Raw genomic sequence first — 15,401 nt, 5'->3', positions numbered from 1 at the left:
CCGATCGAACCGTTGTTGGTGCCCAGGCCCCGGGATCGGCTTCCCTCTCCGTGGCAACAGGGCGTTGTCCACGAGCCGGGGGTATCGGACATGTGGCGGAGAACGAGCCTGGGCGGGACGTTCGGGTGGCTGTGGGCGGCCTACGCGGTCAGCGCCTACGGGACGGGGCTCGGCTTCGGCGCGCTCTCGGTGGTCGCCATCACGGTCCTGCACGCCGGTTCGGCCGAGGTGGCGGTCCTGTCGTCGTCGGGGCTCGCGATCGGGGCGCTGCTCGCGGTCCCGCTCGGGCCGTGGACGGAGTTCCGTGCCAAGCGACCCGTCATGATCGCCACGGACGTGGCCCGCTTCGCGGTGTTGGCGTCCGTGCCGCTCGTCTACTGGCTCGGCGCGTTGTCGTTCGCGCAGCTGCTGGTGGTCGCGATCGTCACGGCGGCGGCGAAGATCGCGTTCGCCGCCGCGAGCGGCGCCTACCTCAGGACGGTCGTCCCCGCGGACCGGCTCCTGGTGGCCACCAGCCGTTTCGAGTCGACCACCTGGTCGGCGACGATCGTGGGGCCGCCGCTGGGAGGTGCGGCGATCGGGTTGCTGGGGCCGGTGACCACGGTCGTCCTCGACGCGGTGAGCTACCTCCTCTCGGCGCTCGGCATCACCGCGATCAGGGAGCCGGAGCGGCCCCCGCCGGCGCGGACGGCCCCGGCACGCCGATGGGGCGACGTCGTCGAGGGGTGGCGCTACCTCCTCGCCCACCGCACGCTGCGCCGGTTCTTCGTGAACGTCATGCTGGTCAACGGGTTGATCATGGCGACGGAGCCGCTGCTGTCGGTGCTGATGCTCTCGGAGCTGGGGTTCCCGGTCTGGCAGTACGGGCTGGCGTTCGCGGTGCCGTGCGTCGGCGGGCTGGTCGGGTCCCGGCTCGCGCGCCGCGTCGTCCGCCGGCTCGGGGAGCGGGCGGTGCTGCGGGTGTTCGGCACGGTGCGTGCCTGCTGGCCCGTCGGGCTCGTGTTCATCCAGCCGGGCGTGGCGGGACTCGTGGTCGTGATCGTCACCGAGCTGGGGCTGATCGCCTGTATCAGCCTGTTCAACCCCGTCCTGGTCGCCTACCGGCTGAGGAACACCGACGAGGACCGCCAGGCGCGGGTGCTCACCGCCTGGTCGATCACGAGCAGCGTCAGCATCGCGTCGATCACCGTGCTGTGGGGGCTTCTCGCGCAGGTCACCGGCCCACGTGCGGCCCTCGCCCTCGCGGGGGTGGCGCTCCTCGCCACGCCACTCCTGCTGCTGCGTCGTGGCCAGGGGTGAGCACCGGCCGTCCGCTCACGTCAGGGACTCCACGAACGCGCGGAGCTGGCGCAGCGAGCGGCACTCCACCACGCGCTCGCAGTGCGGCGCGTACCGGCCGATCACCGAGTCGCCGCTGTCCCACGCCGACATCGGCTCCGGGTTGAGCCAGTACACGTGCCCGGCGCGGGCGGCGATGCCCGCGAGCGCCTCGGTACGCGGTTCGAGGTAGTTCGAGCGGGCGTCGCCCAGCACCAGGACCGTCGTGCGCGGGGTGAGGCTGTCCACGAACGACCCGTCGAAGGTCCTCAACACGTGCCCGTAGTCCGAGCGCCCGTCGTAGCGGACGCCGCAGCCGCGTGCGTTGATGGACCTGATGGCCGCGCCGAGGTGCCCCGCGTCGGAGAAGATGTCGGTCACCTCGTCGAGCCCGTCGACGAACACGAACGAGCGCACCGCGGTGAACTCGCCCCGCAGCGCGTGCACGAGCTGCAGTGCGAAGCCCGCGAAGGTGGAGACCGAGCCGGAGATGTCGGCCAGCACGACCAGCCTCGGCTTGGCGGGCCGCCGCGGCCGGAACACCGGCTCGACCGGCACCCCGCCGGTGGACAACGCGTTGCGGACCGTGCGGCGGAAGTCCAGGATGCCCCGCGCCGCGCGCTTGCGGGTGACGGCCAGCCGCGCGGCCAGCTTGCGGGCCAGCGGCTGGATCACCAGCCGCAGCGCGTCGGCGTCACGTTGCGCGGCCTGCAGGAAGTCCACGTCCTCCGGCAGCGGGGTGCGCAGTGTCCGCGCGACCGCGTCGGCACCGCGGTCCTCGATCAGCCTGCGCCGGATCTCGGCGCCGACCTCGTCCTGCACGCGCTGCAGGGCGTCCTCGACGCGTTCGGTCGCGAGCCTGCGGGCCCAGCCGGGTCCCGGCGGGCTCGGGTCGGACAGAGCGGTGCCGAGCTGCTCCAGGTCGATCGCCCGGACGGTGCGCATCTGGTAGAGCACGCCCGCGACCGCGCGGCCCGGCTCGAACCCCGCGTGGCGGCCGACGAGCACGCCGACGACCTGGCGCAGCAGTGTGTCGTCCTCCCGGCGCACTGCCGCGGCGAGCAGGTCACGCAGCTCCGCGTCGGACAGCTCGGCCAGGTGCTCGGCGACGTCCACCGGCTGTCCGGTGAAGTACAGGTCGAACACCAGGTCGAAGGTCGCGAAGTGACCGGCGTCCTTGACCAGCGTGGTCCGCAGCGCCGCCCGCAGCTCGTCCCGGTCGAACAGGTCGGTCTCGGCCAGGGCCCTGGTCGCGTCGAGGTGCTCGGACAGCCCGACGGGGACGCCGGTGGCGCGAAGCTCCCGCACCAGCCCGGCCACGCCGTAGTCTCGCGACATGTCAGAGGTCCTTCTGGTGCACGGGCTCGGGTCCACCTTCGACCAGAACTGGCGGCGGCCCGGCTGGGTCGACGTCCTGGTGTCGGAGGGCGTGATCCCCCGGCCGGTCCGGCTGCCCGGTCACGGCGGCGCCCCGGTGGACGGTTCGGCCGCCGACGCGGTCCTCGCCGCCGCCGGGGACGAGCCGACCGCCGCGGCGGGCTTCTCGGCGGGGGCCGTCGCGGTGCTGGCCGCGGCGGCGCGGGAGCCACACCGGTTCACGCGTCTGGCCGTGCTCGGCGTCGGCGACCGGGTGCTCGACCCCGCCCCCGGCCGGGCCACCGCGCTGGCGGCCGCGCTGCGGGGACCGGCGGAACCGGAGGACATCGGGCACCGCACGTTCTGGCGGATGATCGCGGGCAACGGCAACGACCGGCACGAGGTCGCGTCGTACCTGGAGTCGGCGCCGCGCGGTGTGCCCGAGGACGGGCTGCGGCAGATCACGTGCCCGGTGCTGGTGGTGATCGGCGACCGCGACACGGCGATGCCGGCGCAGGGGCTCGTCGACGCGCTGCCCGACGCGCGGTTGGTCGTACTGCGGGGTGTCGACCACTTCGCCACCGTGTCGGCTCTCGCCGCGATGGACGCGGTCACGCGGTTCCTAGCTTCTCGCTGACCAGCTCGATGTCGGACTGGTTCTTCAGCAGCACGGAGAGGCTCTGCGCCACGACGTCGTCGTCCACTTCGGACACCCGCAGGTCCAGCAGGATCCTCGCCCAGTCCAGGGTTTCCGAGACCGACGGCCGCTTGCGCAGCTCCAGCCTCCGCATGGACCCGACCGTGTCGGCGACCTGCGTGGCGATCGCGGTGGAGAGCCCCGGCACGCGGGCCTGGATGATCTCCCGCTCACGTTCCGGGGTGGGATAGCCCAGGTGCAGGTAGAGGCAGCGTCGTTTGAGCGCCTCCGACAGCTCGCGGCTGCTGTTCGACGTCAGGAACACGCGCGGGTGGGTGCGGGCCCGGACGGTACCCAGCTCCGGCACCGAGACCTGGTACTCCGACAGCACCTCCAGCAGCAGCGCCTCGGTCTCCACGTCGAGCCGGTCGACCTCGTCGATCAGCAGGACGACCCGGCGCTCGCTGCGGATGGCGGCCAGGAGCGGCCGTTCGAGCAGGAACGGCTCGGAGAAGATGTCCTGCTCGACGGCGGCCCAGTCGCTGGTGTCAGCCGTGGCCTGCAGGCGGAGCAGCTGCTTGCGGTAGTCCCACTCGTAGAGTGCCTTGGACTCGTCGATGCCCTCGTGGCACTGCAACCGGATCAGCGGCGACCCGTCGATCCTGGCCACCGCCTTCGCCAGCTCGGTCTTGCCGGTACCAGCGGGCCCCTCCACCAGCACCGGCTTGTCGAGCCGCTCGGCGAGGTGGAGCGTGGTGACCGTCTGGGTGTCCGCCAGGTAGTCGACCGCACGCAGCGCGGCGTCGATCCCGGCAGGACCGGTCGGTGATGGCGGCTCGTCCATGCCCGTTACCCCTCCCTCGCCGTTCGCTGATCTCAAGCTATCAGCGGATCGGCCAGGGAAAAGGCGGCTGTGACGCGCGTCAGCCCACGGTCGCCGACTCGTCGAGCGCGGACGTGACGTCGTCGGCGTCCCGGTAGGTGCGGGCGGGCAGGCGGTACAACGCACGCCTGGTGCTCGCGTCGACGCCGTAGATGTCGGCGCACGCGGTGATCCGCCACTTCTCGGCCGGGTACGTGAGATCGCCCAGGATCACCGAGAGCCTGGGCGTTTCATCCGTGGAGTCCATACTTGTGGCTGCCCACAGGAGACCGAACGAAACGTTCGTGTAACACGCCGGCGGTGTCCTGTCCGGACCGGCGTTTCCCCGAACGACCCCCTGGGTAGCCATTTTCGGTGACTACTGAGCAGACCGACGACACCGTGATCTTCGACGTGGACGGCACGCTGGTCGACACCAACTACCACCACGCGATCGCCTGGTTCCAGGCGTTCCAGCGCCACGACGTGACGGTCCCGGTGTGGCGCCTGCACCGCGCGATCGGCATGGGTGGCGACCGCCTCGTCGCGCACGTCGCGGGTGACGACGTGGAGCGTGAGCTGGGCGACACCCTGCGCGACGAGTGGAAGCGTGTCTTCGAGCCGATGATCCCGCAGATCCGGGGCCTCGCGGGGGCGCGGGACCTCGTCGCGGCGGCGGGCGGACACGGTTGGACCGTGGCGTTGGCCAGTTCGGGTGATCCCGCACACGTCAAGCACTATCTCGACCTGCTCGACCTGCACGACCTCGCCGACGACTGGACCAGCGCGGAGGACGTCTCGGACACCAAACCGGCGCCGGACCTGCTGGACACGGCGCTGAAGCGCGTCGGGGGCGACCGTGCGTGCCTGGTCGGCGACTCCACCTGGGACTGTGCGGCCGCCGAGCGCGCCGGGCTGCCGTGTGTGGCGCTGCTGACCGGTGGCTTCGGCGAGGCGGAGCTGCGGGACGCGGGTGCCGCGGCGGTGTTCGCGGACCTGCCGAGCCTGCGCGACGCACTCGGCGAGCTGCCGTTCTCCGCGTCCTGAGGTCGGTATGGCAGAGAAGAACCAGAGCGTTGTCACAGTCCTCGTCGCACTCGGCGCCAACCTCGCCGTGGCGGTGCTCAAGCTGATCGCGGGCCTGCTGAGCGGTTCGGGTGCCCTGCTCTCGGAGGCGGCGCACTCGGTGGGCGACACGTCCACCCAGATCCTGCTCCTGACCGCGGTGCGGCGGTCGGAGCGCCCCGCGGACCGGCAACACCCCTTCGGGTACGGCAAGGAGCGGTACTTCTGGTCGCTGCTCGCCGCGTTCGGGATCCTGGTGTCCGGCGCGGCTTTCTCGGTGTACCAGGGGGTGCACACGATCGTCGAGGACTCGGAGCCCAGCACCTACGCCTGGGTGAACTACGTCGTGCTCGGCATCGCGCTCGTGCTCGAGGGCACCTCGTTCCTCCAGGCCACTCGGCAGGTGCGCACCGAGGCCGACGAACACGACCAGTCCGTGTCGACGCAGCTGCGCGGCAGTGACGACCCGGCGCCACGCGCGGTGTTCACCGAGGACCTGTCCGCAGTGATCGGCATCGTGCTGGCCGGGGCCGGTGTCGCGCTGCACCAGCTCACCGGGTCGGCGGTGTGGGACGGCGTCGCGTCGATCGCGATCGGCGTGCTGCTCACGGTCGTCGCGTTCCTGCTCGGCCAGACCTGCAAGACCCTGCTGATCGGACGGCAGGCCGACCCCCGGCTCGTGCGGTCGGTGTGGGAGCTGTTGGAGCGCCAGCCCGAGGTCGACGACCTCGTCGACGTCCAGACCATGCTCACCGGCACGGACCGGGTGCTGCTGTGCGCACGGGTCGACTTCGTGGACACCTACACCGCCGGTGACCTCGAACAGGCGTGCATGCGCATCGACGGCGAGCTGCGGGAGCGGTTCCCCGACCTCGACGAGGTGTTCATCCAGCCGGTACCCCGCTCGGACCCCGACCTGAGGGAACGGGTGCTGCGGCGCTACGGCCGGGTCCTCGCCGACTGAGCCGCTGGGCGTTATCGGAGGTTCTCACCAGTGTGTCCACTCCACGGCGGACCCGACTCGGTCCATTTTCGCCGGTGACGTTTGCGGCGCGTGAACGAGGTAAGCCCGCCTTCTGGAGCGGCGGAGGGAAGACGACCATGGGGATGGTGCACGTGTCGGTGGTCACCAGGGCGAGGGTCGGGTCCAGGCGGGCGATCCGCCGCGGCTCGCGGGCGCGGGCGGCTTGCCCCGACGGCCTGCTCGGTGGCGTCGCGGCGGGCGCGGGCCGGTGAGCACCGTCGACCTGCCCGACCCGGTCGTCGTCGCGCGTGCGGCCGAGGTGGACACCGCCGCGCTCGAGGCCGCGCTCGCCGACGCCGTCGACGGCGAGGTGCGGTTCGACGCGGGCAGCCTGGCGGCGTACTCGACGGACGCGTCGAACTTCCGGCAGGTGCCGATCGGCGTCGTCGTGCCACGCACCCCCGAGGCCGCGGCGGCCGCGGTCGCGGTGGCGCACGCGCACGGCGCGCCGGTGCTGTCCCGAGGCGGCGGCACCAGCCTGGCCGGGCAGTGCACGAACACCGCCGTGGTGATCGACTGGTCGAAGTACTGCAACCGGCTGCTGTCCGTCGACACCGACGAGCGGACCTGCGTCGTGGAGCCGGGCATCGTGCTCGACGACCTGAACCGCGAGTTGGCCCCCACCGGCCTGCGGTTCGGCCCGGAACCGGCGACGCACATGAACTGCACGCTCGGCGGCATGATCGGCAACAACTCCTGCGGCGCCACCGCGCAGCGCACGGGCAAGGTCGTGGACAACATCGCCGAGCTGGAGGTGCTCTGCCACGACGGCACGCGGTTCTGGTGCGGGCCGACCGACGACGACGCCTACGCCGCGATCGAACGTCGCGGCGACCCGAAGGCGGCGATCTACCGGCAGCTGCGTGCGCTGCGGGACACCTACGCCGACCGGATCCGCGCCGGCTTCCCCGACATCCCGCGCCGGGTGTCGGGCTACAACCTCGACTCGCTGCTCCCCGAGCACGGCTTCGACGTCGCCGGCCTCCTGGTGGGCAGCGAGTCCACCCTGGTCACGGTGCTGCGTGCGAAGCTGAAGCTCGTTCCGGTGGTGCGGGAACGCACCCTGGTCGTGCTCGGCTATCCCAGTGTCGACAAGGCGGCCGACGCGGTGCCCGCGATCCTGCCGCACGAGCCGATCGCGCTGGAGGGCCTCGACGCGAAGCTGATCCGCGACGAGCAGCTCAAGCACCTCAACCCCGACGCGTTGTCCGAGCTGCCGGCGGGGCACGCGTTCCTCATGGTGCAGTTCGGCGGCGAGACGACCGACGAGGCGGACCGGCGGGCCCACGACATGCTCGACGCCATCCACGACACCGAGCACGCCGCGAACGTGGAGGTGCTGGACGACCCGGCACACGAGACGCAGCTGTGGCAGGTGCGTGAGGCGGGGCTGGGCGCCACCGCACACGTCCCCCACCGCCCCGACACCTTCGAGGGCTGGGAGGACTCCGCGGTCGCACCGGAGAAGCTCGGCGACTACCTGCGCAGGCTGCGGGAGCTGTACGCGGAGTTCGGCTACGCGAGCGACACCGGCCCCAGCCTGTACGGCCACTTCGGACAGGGCTGCGTGCACACCCGCATCCCGTTCGACCTCTACACCGCGCAGGGCGTCGCGACCTACCGCCGGTTCCTGGAACGCGCCGCCGACCTCGTGGCCGAGCTGGGCGGGTCGCTGTCCGGCGAGCACGGCGACGGCCAGACCAGGGGTGAGCTGCTCCCCCGCATGTTCGGCCCGGACCTCATGCGGGCGTTCGGCCAGCTGAAGACGATCTTCGACCCGCACAACAGGATGAACCCCGGCAAGGTCGTCGCGCCCGCGCCTCTGGACTCGCACCTGCGGCTCGGCGGCGACTGGGCGCCGGCGACCCCCCAGGACGTGTACTTCCGGTACCCGGACGACGGCGGCTCGTTCGCCGACGCGGCCAACCGGTGCGTCGGCGTCGGCCGCTGCCGTCAGCACAGCACGGACGGCGGCGAGGTGATGTGCCCGTCCTACCAGGTGACGGGCGAGGAGGAGCACTCCACGCGCGGGCGTGCCCGCCTGCTGTTCGAGATGCTGAACGGACACGGCGACAGCCCCATCACCGACGGCTGGCGCTCCACCGAGGTACGTGACGCACTCGACCTCTGCCTGGCGTGCAAGGGATGCAAGACCGACTGTCCGGCCGGTGTGGACATGGCCACGTACAAGGCCGAGTTCCTCGCCCACCACTACAAGGGCCGCCAGTGGCGCAGGCCGAGGGCGCACCTGGCGTTGGGCTGGCTGCCCGTGCTGGCCAGGTCGGTGGGCAGGGCCCGCCTCACCCGCGTGGTCAACGCGCTCGCGAAGGTCCCCGCGCTGCGGCGGCTCGCGACCAGGGCCGCCGGGTTGGCGGACCGGGAGATCCCCGCGTTCGCGAACGAGACCCTGCAGCAGTGGTTCGGCCGGCGGCGCCCCCGCGGCGACGGCTCGCGGGGCACGGTGCTGCTGTGGCCGGACACGTTCACCAACCGCTTCCACCCGAGGGTCGGTCGCGCGGCGGTCGAGCTGGTCGAGGACGCCGGCTGGCGGGTGATCATGCCGTCGGAGCCCGTCTGCTGCGGCCTGACGTGGATCTCGACCGGACAGCTCGCCACGGCGAAACGGGTCCTGACCCGCACGGTAGGAACCCTGGCGCCGCACCTGCGGACCGGTGGTCTGGTGCTCGGGCTGGAACCCAGCTGTACCGCGGTGTTCCGGTCCGACGCGGCCGAGCTGTTCCCGGAGGACCGGGACGTGCGCAGGCTGCGTGAGCAGACCGTGACACTGGCCGAGCTGCTCACCGAGCACTCCCCCGGCTACCAGCCGCCTCGGCTGCCCACCGGCACCAGGGCGATCACCCAGGTGCACTGCCACCAGCACGCCGTGCTCGGCTGGGACGCCGACCAGGAGCTGTTGCGCAGGGCCGGCGTCGACGCGGAACGGCTGGACTCCGGCTGCTGCGGGCTGGCAGGCAACTTCGGTTTCGAACCCGACCACCACGAGGTGAGCGTGGCGTGCGCGGAACGGGTACTCCTCCCCCGGGTGCGTGCGGCCGACCCCGGGACGGTCGTGCTGGCCGACGGGTTCAGCTGCCGCACACAGGTCCACGAACTCGACAGCGGGGGTCGCGAGGCAATGCATCTCGCCGAGCTGCTGACCAGGCACCCGCACGATGAGGAGTGAGAACATGGCACAGACCGTCGGCGACTACATCCTGCAACGACTGCGGGAGTGGGACGTCCAGCAGGTGTTCGCCTATCCGGGTGACGGGATCAACGGGATCGTCGCCGCGTTCGGCAAGGCGGACAACGAGCCCCGGTTCGTCCAGGCGCGGCACGAGGAGATGGCCGCGTTCGCCGCCGTCGGCTACGCGAAGTTCTCCGGGCACGTCGGGGTCTGCATGGCCACGTCGGGGCCGGGTGCGATCCACCTGCTCAACGGCCTGTACGACGCGAAGCTCGACCACGTGCCGGTCGTGGCGATCGTCGGGCAGACCGCGCGCAGCGCCATGGGCGGCAGCTACCAGCAGGAGATCGACCTCCAGGCGCTGTACAAGGACGTCGCGTCGGACTACCTGGTCGAGGTGAACGTCGCCGAGCAGCTGCCCAACGCGCTGGACCGGGCCATCCGCACCGCGCAGGCCAACCGGGCGCCGACGGCGTTGATCATCCCCGCCGACCTGCAGGAAGAGGAGTACACGCCGCCCAAGCACGTGTTCAAGCAGGTGCCGTCGAGCCCGCCGGGGACGGCGTACTCGGTGACGGTCGCGCCGGAGCACGAGGTGGCGCGGGCGGCCGAGGTGCTCAACGCGGGCGAGAAGGTCGCGATCCTCGTGGGGCAGGGCGCCCGGGGTGCGGCCCCGCAGGTGCGGGAGATCGCCGAGCTGACCGGTGCCGGGGTGGCGAAGGCGTTGCTGGGCAAGGACGTCCTGTCCGACGAGCTGTCCTATGTGACCGGCTCGATCGGACTGCTCGGCACACGGGCGAGCTACGAGCTGATGCGGGACTGCGACACGTTGCTGATCGTGGGCTCGAACTTCCCCTACTCGCAGTTCCTCCCCGAGTTCGGGCAGGCGCGTGCGGTCCAGATCGACATCGACGGCCGGTTCGTCGGCATGCGGTACCCGACGGAGGTCAACCTCGTCGGCGACGCCGCGGCCACCCTGACCGCGTTGCTCCCCAAGCTGGACCGCAAGGACGACCGGTCGTGGCGGGAGACGGTCGAGAAGAACGTCGCGTCCTGGTGGGACACCGTGGCCCGCGAGGCGGCCGTCGACGCGCGCCCGATCAACCCGATGCGGATCGTGGCCGAGCTGTCCGAACGCATCCCGGACAACGCCATCGTGACGGCCGACTCCGGCTCGTCCACCAACTGGTACGCCCGCAACCTGCGGATGCGTGGCCAGATGCGGGGCTCGCTGTCCGGCACGCTCGCCACGATGGGGCCGGGGGTGCCGTACGCGATCGGCGCGAAGTTCGCCCACCCCGACCGCCCGGTGATCGCACTCGTCGGCGACGGCGCCATGCAGATGAACGGCATGGCCGAGCTGATCACCATCGCGCGGTACCAGGAGCTGTGGACCGACCGCCGGTGCGTGATCTGCGTGTTCCACAACAACGACCTCAACCAGGTCACGTGGGAGCTGCGTGCCATGGGCGGCGCGCCGAAGTTCGAGGAGTCGCAGGCACTGCCGGACATCGACTACGCGGCCTTCGCCCGCGGCATCGGCCTCGAGGCCCACAACGTCGACGAACCCGACCAGCTCGGCCCGGCGTGGGACGCGGCGCTGTCCGCGTCGGGGGCCACCGTGCTCGACGTGCGGTGCGACCCCGAGGTGCCGCCGATCCCGCCGCACGCCACCTTCGAGCAGTTCAAGTCGCTCACCGAGGCCGTGCTCAAGGGCGACCCCGACGCGTTCCACATCGTCACCCAGGGGGTGCGGACGAAGGCGCAGGAACTGCTGTCCGGCCTCAAGAAATGACCGAACCGCTCATCGACGGGGTCGACGCGCGTGCCTACCGCGTGCCGACCCGGAGTCCGGAGGCCGACGGGACCCTCGCGTGGGACGCGACGACGATCGCCGTCGTCCGGGTACGCGCGGGCGGCACCGTCGGCCTCGGCTGGACCTACGCCGATGCCGCCTGTGTGCCGCTGGTGCGGGACACGCTCGCGCCGCTCGTCGTGGGCAGGCCGGTCGTGCACGTGCCGGCGCGATGGCAGGCGATGCAACGCGGGATCCGCAACCTCGGCCGCCCCGGGCTCGTCTCGTGCGCGTTGTCCGCGGTGGACATCGCGCTGTGGGACGCGGCGGCCCGGGTCATGGGTACGCCGGTGAGCACGCTGCTCGGCCGCGTGCACGACACCGCGGCGCTCTACGGCAGCGGCGGGTTCACCACCTACGGCGACGCGGAGCTGACCGACCAGCTGGACACGTGGGCGCACAAGCAGGAAATCCCCCGCGTGAAGATCAAGATCGGTGAGTCGTGGGGCCGCGAGGTCGAACGGGACCTCGCCCGCGTCCGGACGGCGCGGGCCGCGGTCGGCGAGCACGTGGAGCTGTACGTCGACGCCAACGGCGGCTACTCCGTCGGGCAGGCGCGACGGGTGGCGCAGCGGCTCGAGGACCTCGACGTCCGCTGGTTCGAGGAGCCGGTGTCCAGTGACGACCTCGCCGGTCTCGCCGAGGTGCGTGCCGCCACCGGCATCGACGTGACGGCCGGCGAGTACGGCTACGACCTGCCGTACTTCGCCCGGATGGTCGCGGCGGGCGCGGTCGACTGCCTGCAGGTCGACGTCACCCGGTGTGGCGGGTTCACCGAATGGCGACGGGTGGCCGCCGTGGCCGCGGCTGCGAACCTCGAGGTCTCGGCGCACTGCGCGCAGAACGCGGCGGCGCACGTCGCCGTCGCCACGCAGAACATGCGGCACCTGGAGTGGTTCGCCGACCACGACCGCATCGAGTCCGCGTTCTTCGACGGGGTGCTCGACCCGGCGGGCGGCGTCGTCACGCCCGACCCGGGTGCGCCGGGCCTCGGCCTGACGCTCAAGGAGCAGGACGTCGAGCGGTACGCGACCACCGGAACACCCGCATGGCGTTGATCGAGGACTACGCGATGCTCGGCGACCTCCAGACCGCCGCGCTCGTGTCCAGGACCGGCGGCATCGACTGGCTCTGTCTGCCGCGCTTCGACTCACCGGCCTGCTTCGCCGCCCTGTTGGACGACGAGGAGGCCGGGACCTGGCAGCTGGCGCCACGCGGCGGCGGTCCGGCGACCCGACGGGCCTACCGAGGTGACTCGCTGGTCCTGGACAGCGAGTGGGACACGCCGGAGGGCACGGTCCGGGTGACCGACCTGATGCCGCCACGCGGCGCGAACGCCGACGTGGTCCGGGTGGTCGAAGGCGTCTCCGGGCGGGTCCCCATGCGGATGACGCTGCGGGTCCGCTTCGGCTACGGCGCGGTGCGACCGTGGCTGCGCCGTGAGGACGGGCGGCTGGTCGCCGTGGCCGGGCCGGACGCGGTCTGGCTGCGTACCCCGGTCGACCTCGACGCGCGGCACGACGAGCGGCACACGGCGGCGCACGCAGAGTTCACCGTCGCCGAGGGCGACCGGGTGCCGTTCGTCCTGACCTACCGCCCGTCACACCTCGGCGCCCCCGAGCCCGTCGAGGCAGAGGACGCGTTGCGGGACACCGAGAAGTACTGGGCGGACTGGATCTCCCGGTGCCGGTACGACGGCCGCTGGGGAGAAGCGGTGCGGCGTGCGCTCGTCACGCTCAAGGCACTCACCTACGCGCCGACCGGCGGCATCCTCGCGGCGCCGACGACGTCGCTGCCCGAACAGCTCGGCGGTTCACGCAACTGGGACTACCGCTACTGCTGGCTGCGGGACGCGACGTTCACCCTGCAGGCACTGCTGGAGACCGGCTACGTCGACGAGGCTCGCGCGTGGCGCGAATGGCTGGTGCGTGCGGTCGCCGGCGACCCCGGCGACCTCCAGGTCGTCTACGGTCTCGACGGGACGAGGCACCTGCCGGAGCGCACCCTCGACCACCTCACCGGGTACGAGAAGTCGACACCGGTGCGGGTCGGCAACGGCGCCGTCGACCAGCTGCAGCTCGACGTGCTCGGCGAGGTCCTCACCGGGCTGCACCTGTGCCGGGAGTCCGGTGTCACGGCGACGGACACGGCGTGGCAGGTCCAGCGGGAGCTGATGGACCACCTGGAGGGCAACTGGCAGCTGCCGGACAACAGCCTGTGGGAGTTCCGGGGGCGGCGGCAGCACTTCGTGCACTCGAAGGTGACGATGTGGTCGGGTGTCGACCGGGCCGTCCGGGCGGTCGAGACCCATGGCCTGCCCGGGCCCGTCGACCGGTGGCGACGCCTGCGCGACACCATCCACGCCGAGGTGTGCGAGCGCGGGTACGACGCGGAACGCGGCACGTTCACGCAGTTCTACGGTTCGACCGAGCTGGACGCGGCGCTGCTGCTGGTTCCCCGGGTGGGTTTCCTGCCCTGGCGGGACGAACGGGTCCTCGGCACCGTCGACGCCATCCGCGCCGACCTCGTCCGTGACGGGTTGATCGAGCGGTACGAGGGCGACGGGCTGCCTGGGTGAGGAGGGCAGCTTCCTGGCGTGCGGCTTCTGGCTCGCCGACGCACTGCACGGCACCGGCAGGAGCGCGGAGGCCGAGCGGCTGTTCGCCTCGCTCCTGGACTTCCGCAACGACGTCGGCCTGCTGAGCGAGGAGTACGACACGACGAGGGGACGGCTGGTCGGTAACTTCCCGCAGGCGTTCAGCATGGTCGGCCTGGTGAACACCGCCCGGCACCTGGAGGGTTCCGCCGTCGTCGCGGACCGACCGACCCGGCCCGACTAGCGCGCAGGCGTGACGCCGGGTCACCCGGATGGCGCCGCTCGATGGTGTGACCTGCCGCGTCACGCCGGCCGGTCACACCATCTCGACCGTGTCGAGACGACTGTCCGCAAGGAGAATCCGTGGGCGTCGATGGGGACCGGCGCCGGAGGACGGCAGGGCCGCTCTCGACGCACCGGGGTCCGGCTGATTCCGGACGATCTCATCGGTCGGGACGTGATCGTCACCGGTTCGGGTAACCCTCCCCCATGCTCTGGCACATCGTGCTCGTGGTCGCCAGCTTTCCCCTCCTGCTCGGTGGCGCCGTCCTGTTCACGAACTCCGTCGAGTGGCTGGGCTCCCGGCTCGGGCTCGGCCACGGACCGATCGGCAGCGTGCTCGCCGCGGTGGCCACGGCCCTGCCGGAGTCGGTCATCCCGGTGGTCGCGATCCTCGCCGGTGAGACGAGCGGGCAGATCGCCATCGGCGCCGTCATCGGCGCCCCGTTCCTGCTCGGCACGCTCGGCATGGCCGTCGTCGGCCTGTCCGCCGCAGGGTTCCGCAAGCGCCGTGAGCAGGGCACCGACCTGAGCCTGGACCGGGCGGCGACCCGCAGGGACCTCACCGTCTTCCTGCCGCTGATGAGCATCGCGCTGGTCCTCGGCCTGGTCTGCGACAGTGCCGTGCGGATCACCGCGGCGGTCCTGTTCGTGCTCTGCTACGCCGCGTACGCGTGGCGGACCATCGCACGTGGCAAGGGTGCCGAACAGGACGACGACCTGAGCCGCCTGTACTTCGACCGCGGCCGGGAGGAGCCCCGGACGGCGCTGGTGTGGCTACAGACGCTGGCCGGGGTCGGGCTGGTCGTCGGCGGTGCCGAGCTGTTCGTCGTCGAGATCGAGGGGCTCGCGACCGACCTCGGGGTGCCGGCGCTCGCCCTCGCGCTCGTGCTCGCGCCGCTGGCCAGTGAGCTGCCCGAGAAGCTGAACAGCGTCCTGTGGGTGCGGCGGGACAAGGACACCCTGGCGCTGGGCAACATCACGGGTGCGATGGTGTTCCAGGCCAGCATCCCGATCGCCGTCGGCCTGGCCTTCGTGGACTGGCGGCTGTCCGCGCCCTCGGTCGCCGCGGCGGGCTGCGCGATCGTCGGAGCGGCGCTCTGCCTGCTCGTCACCCGCCGCAGGCCACCCCACTTCTCGGCCGTCCCCCTCACGGTGTGGCTGGCGCTCTACCTCGGCGCGGTCGCCTACGTGATCATCGGTACCACCTGACGGAGGTGGTT

Annotated in this window: 14 protein-coding genes; 11 read left to right on the top strand and 3 right to left on the bottom strand. The window is 71.9% G+C overall.

Annotated elements, in window-relative coordinates; genetic code table 11:
* Positions 1 to 90: 90 nt before the first annotated feature.
* Positions 91 to 1,299: an MFS transporter gene (locus CLV71_RS25170; RefSeq protein WP_133905284.1), complete on the top strand. Its 1,209-nt coding sequence runs from the start codon at positions 91 to 93 to the stop codon at positions 1,297 to 1,299.
* Positions 1,300 to 1,314: 15 nt separating this feature from the next.
* On the opposite strand, the gene CLV71_RS25165 is transcribed toward CLV71_RS25170, so the two are convergent.
* Positions 1,315 to 2,655 (bottom strand): vWA domain-containing protein, encoded by a 1,341-nt coding sequence (locus CLV71_RS25165; protein WP_133905283.1) that lies wholly within the window; start codon positions 2,653 to 2,655, stop codon positions 1,315 to 1,317.
* Here CLV71_RS25165 and CLV71_RS25160 point away from each other — a divergent pair.
* Positions 2,654 to 3,310 (top strand): alpha/beta fold hydrolase, encoded by a 657-nt coding sequence (locus CLV71_RS25160; protein WP_133905282.1) that lies wholly within the window; start codon positions 2,654 to 2,656, stop codon positions 3,308 to 3,310. The genes CLV71_RS25165 and CLV71_RS25160 overlap by 2 nt on opposite strands.
* On the opposite strand, the gene CLV71_RS25155 is transcribed toward CLV71_RS25160, so the two are convergent.
* Both CLV71_RS25155 and CLV71_RS25150 read right to left on the bottom strand, forming a co-directional pair.
* Positions 3,285 to 4,154: an AAA family ATPase gene (locus tag CLV71_RS25155; RefSeq protein ID WP_133905281.1), complete on the bottom strand. Its 870-nt coding sequence runs from the start codon at positions 4,152 to 4,154 to the stop codon at positions 3,285 to 3,287. The genes CLV71_RS25160 and CLV71_RS25155 overlap by 26 nt on opposite strands.
* A 79-nt stretch (positions 4,155 to 4,233) precedes the next feature.
* Complete coding sequence (locus CLV71_RS25150) at positions 4,234 to 4,440, bottom strand: DUF2795 domain-containing protein (protein WP_166664247.1); 207 nt, start codon at positions 4,438 to 4,440, stop codon at positions 4,234 to 4,236.
* Positions 4,441 to 4,547: 107 nt separating this feature from the next.
* On the opposite strand from CLV71_RS25150, the gene CLV71_RS25145 reads away from it, so the two are divergent.
* From CLV71_RS25145 to CLV71_RS25115, 9 genes are all read left to right on the top strand, one after another.
* Complete coding sequence (locus CLV71_RS25145) at positions 4,548 to 5,219, top strand: HAD family hydrolase (protein WP_133905279.1); 672 nt, start codon at positions 4,548 to 4,550, stop codon at positions 5,217 to 5,219.
* 7 nt (positions 5,220 to 5,226) lie between these two features.
* Positions 5,227 to 6,201, top strand: a complete 975-nt coding sequence (locus CLV71_RS25140; RefSeq protein WP_133905278.1) for a cation diffusion facilitator family transporter — start codon at positions 5,227 to 5,229, stop codon at positions 6,199 to 6,201.
* A 137-nt stretch (positions 6,202 to 6,338) separates the two neighbouring features.
* Positions 6,339 to 6,473: a hypothetical protein gene (locus CLV71_RS50170; protein ID WP_279588753.1), complete on the top strand. Its 135-nt coding sequence runs from the start codon at positions 6,339 to 6,341 to the stop codon at positions 6,471 to 6,473.
* Positions 6,470 to 9,445 (top strand): FAD-binding and (Fe-S)-binding domain-containing protein, encoded by a 2,976-nt coding sequence (locus tag CLV71_RS25135; protein WP_133905277.1) that lies wholly within the window; start codon positions 6,470 to 6,472, stop codon positions 9,443 to 9,445. The genes CLV71_RS50170 and CLV71_RS25135 overlap by 4 nt, the downstream gene beginning before the upstream one ends.
* A gap of 4 nt (positions 9,446 to 9,449) precedes the next feature.
* Positions 9,450 to 11,243, top strand: coding sequence for a thiamine pyrophosphate-requiring protein (locus CLV71_RS25130; RefSeq protein ID WP_133905276.1), 1,794 nt, complete (start codon positions 9,450 to 9,452; stop codon positions 11,241 to 11,243).
* Entirely contained in the window at positions 11,240 to 12,361 is a 1,122-nt protein-coding gene (locus CLV71_RS25125; protein ID WP_133905275.1) for an enolase C-terminal domain-like protein, read from the top strand. The genes CLV71_RS25130 and CLV71_RS25125 overlap by 4 nt, the downstream gene beginning before the upstream one ends.
* On the top strand, positions 12,352 to 13,881 hold the full coding sequence (locus tag CLV71_RS25120; RefSeq protein WP_243866690.1) for a glycoside hydrolase family 15 protein: 1,530 nt from the start codon (positions 12,352 to 12,354) through the stop codon (positions 13,879 to 13,881). Before CLV71_RS25125 ends, CLV71_RS25120 begins: the two co-directional genes overlap by 10 nt.
* The gene (locus tag CLV71_RS50465; protein ID WP_341771668.1) at positions 13,874 to 14,143 is read left to right on the top strand and encodes a glycoside hydrolase family 15 protein; all 270 of its coding nucleotides are present in this window, start codon (positions 13,874 to 13,876) and stop codon (positions 14,141 to 14,143) included. Before CLV71_RS25120 ends, CLV71_RS50465 begins: the two co-directional genes overlap by 8 nt.
* 245 nt (positions 14,144 to 14,388) lie before the next feature.
* On the top strand, positions 14,389 to 15,390 hold the full coding sequence (locus CLV71_RS25115; protein WP_133905274.1) for a sodium:calcium antiporter: 1,002 nt from the start codon (positions 14,389 to 14,391) through the stop codon (positions 15,388 to 15,390).
* Positions 15,391 to 15,401: the final 11 nt, after the last annotated feature.

Origin of the sequence: Actinophytocola oryzae, assembly GCF_004364325.1 — a bacterium.
Taxonomy (GTDB): domain Bacteria; phylum Actinomycetota; class Actinomycetes; order Mycobacteriales; family Pseudonocardiaceae; genus Actinophytocola; species Actinophytocola oryzae.
This window is presented reverse-complemented; position numbering and strand designations above follow the sequence as displayed.

Bases quoted from the DNA above. Each gene is read 5' to 3' on its own strand.
- CLV71_RS25130 (WP_133905276.1), top strand. From the start codon at position 9,450: ATGGCACAGACCGTCGGCGACTACATCCTGCAACGACTGCGGGAGTGG.
- CLV71_RS25160 (WP_133905282.1), top strand. From the start codon at position 2,654: ATGTCAGAGGTCCTTCTGGTGCACGGGCTCGGGTCCACCTTCGACCAG.
- CLV71_RS25150 (WP_166664247.1), bottom strand. From the start codon at position 4,440: ATGGACTCCACGGATGAAACGCCCAGGCTCTCGGTGATCCTGGGCGAT.
- CLV71_RS50170 (WP_279588753.1), top strand. From the start codon at position 6,339: ATGGGGATGGTGCACGTGTCGGTGGTCACCAGGGCGAGGGTCGGGTCC.
- CLV71_RS25165 (WP_133905283.1), bottom strand. From the start codon at position 2,655: ATGTCGCGAGACTACGGCGTGGCCGGGCTGGTGCGGGAGCTTCGCGCC.
- CLV71_RS25170 (WP_133905284.1), top strand. From the start codon at position 91: ATGTGGCGGAGAACGAGCCTGGGCGGGACGTTCGGGTGGCTGTGGGCG.
- CLV71_RS25120 (WP_243866690.1), top strand. From the start codon at position 12,352: ATGGCGTTGATCGAGGACTACGCGATGCTCGGCGACCTCCAGACCGCC.
- CLV71_RS25125 (WP_133905275.1), top strand. From the start codon at position 11,240: ATGACCGAACCGCTCATCGACGGGGTCGACGCGCGTGCCTACCGCGTG.
- CLV71_RS25115 (WP_133905274.1), top strand. From the start codon at position 14,389: ATGCTCTGGCACATCGTGCTCGTGGTCGCCAGCTTTCCCCTCCTGCTC.
- CLV71_RS25140 (WP_133905278.1), top strand. From the start codon at position 5,227: ATGGCAGAGAAGAACCAGAGCGTTGTCACAGTCCTCGTCGCACTCGGC.
- CLV71_RS25155 (WP_133905281.1), bottom strand. From the start codon at position 4,154: ATGGACGAGCCGCCATCACCGACCGGTCCTGCCGGGATCGACGCCGCG.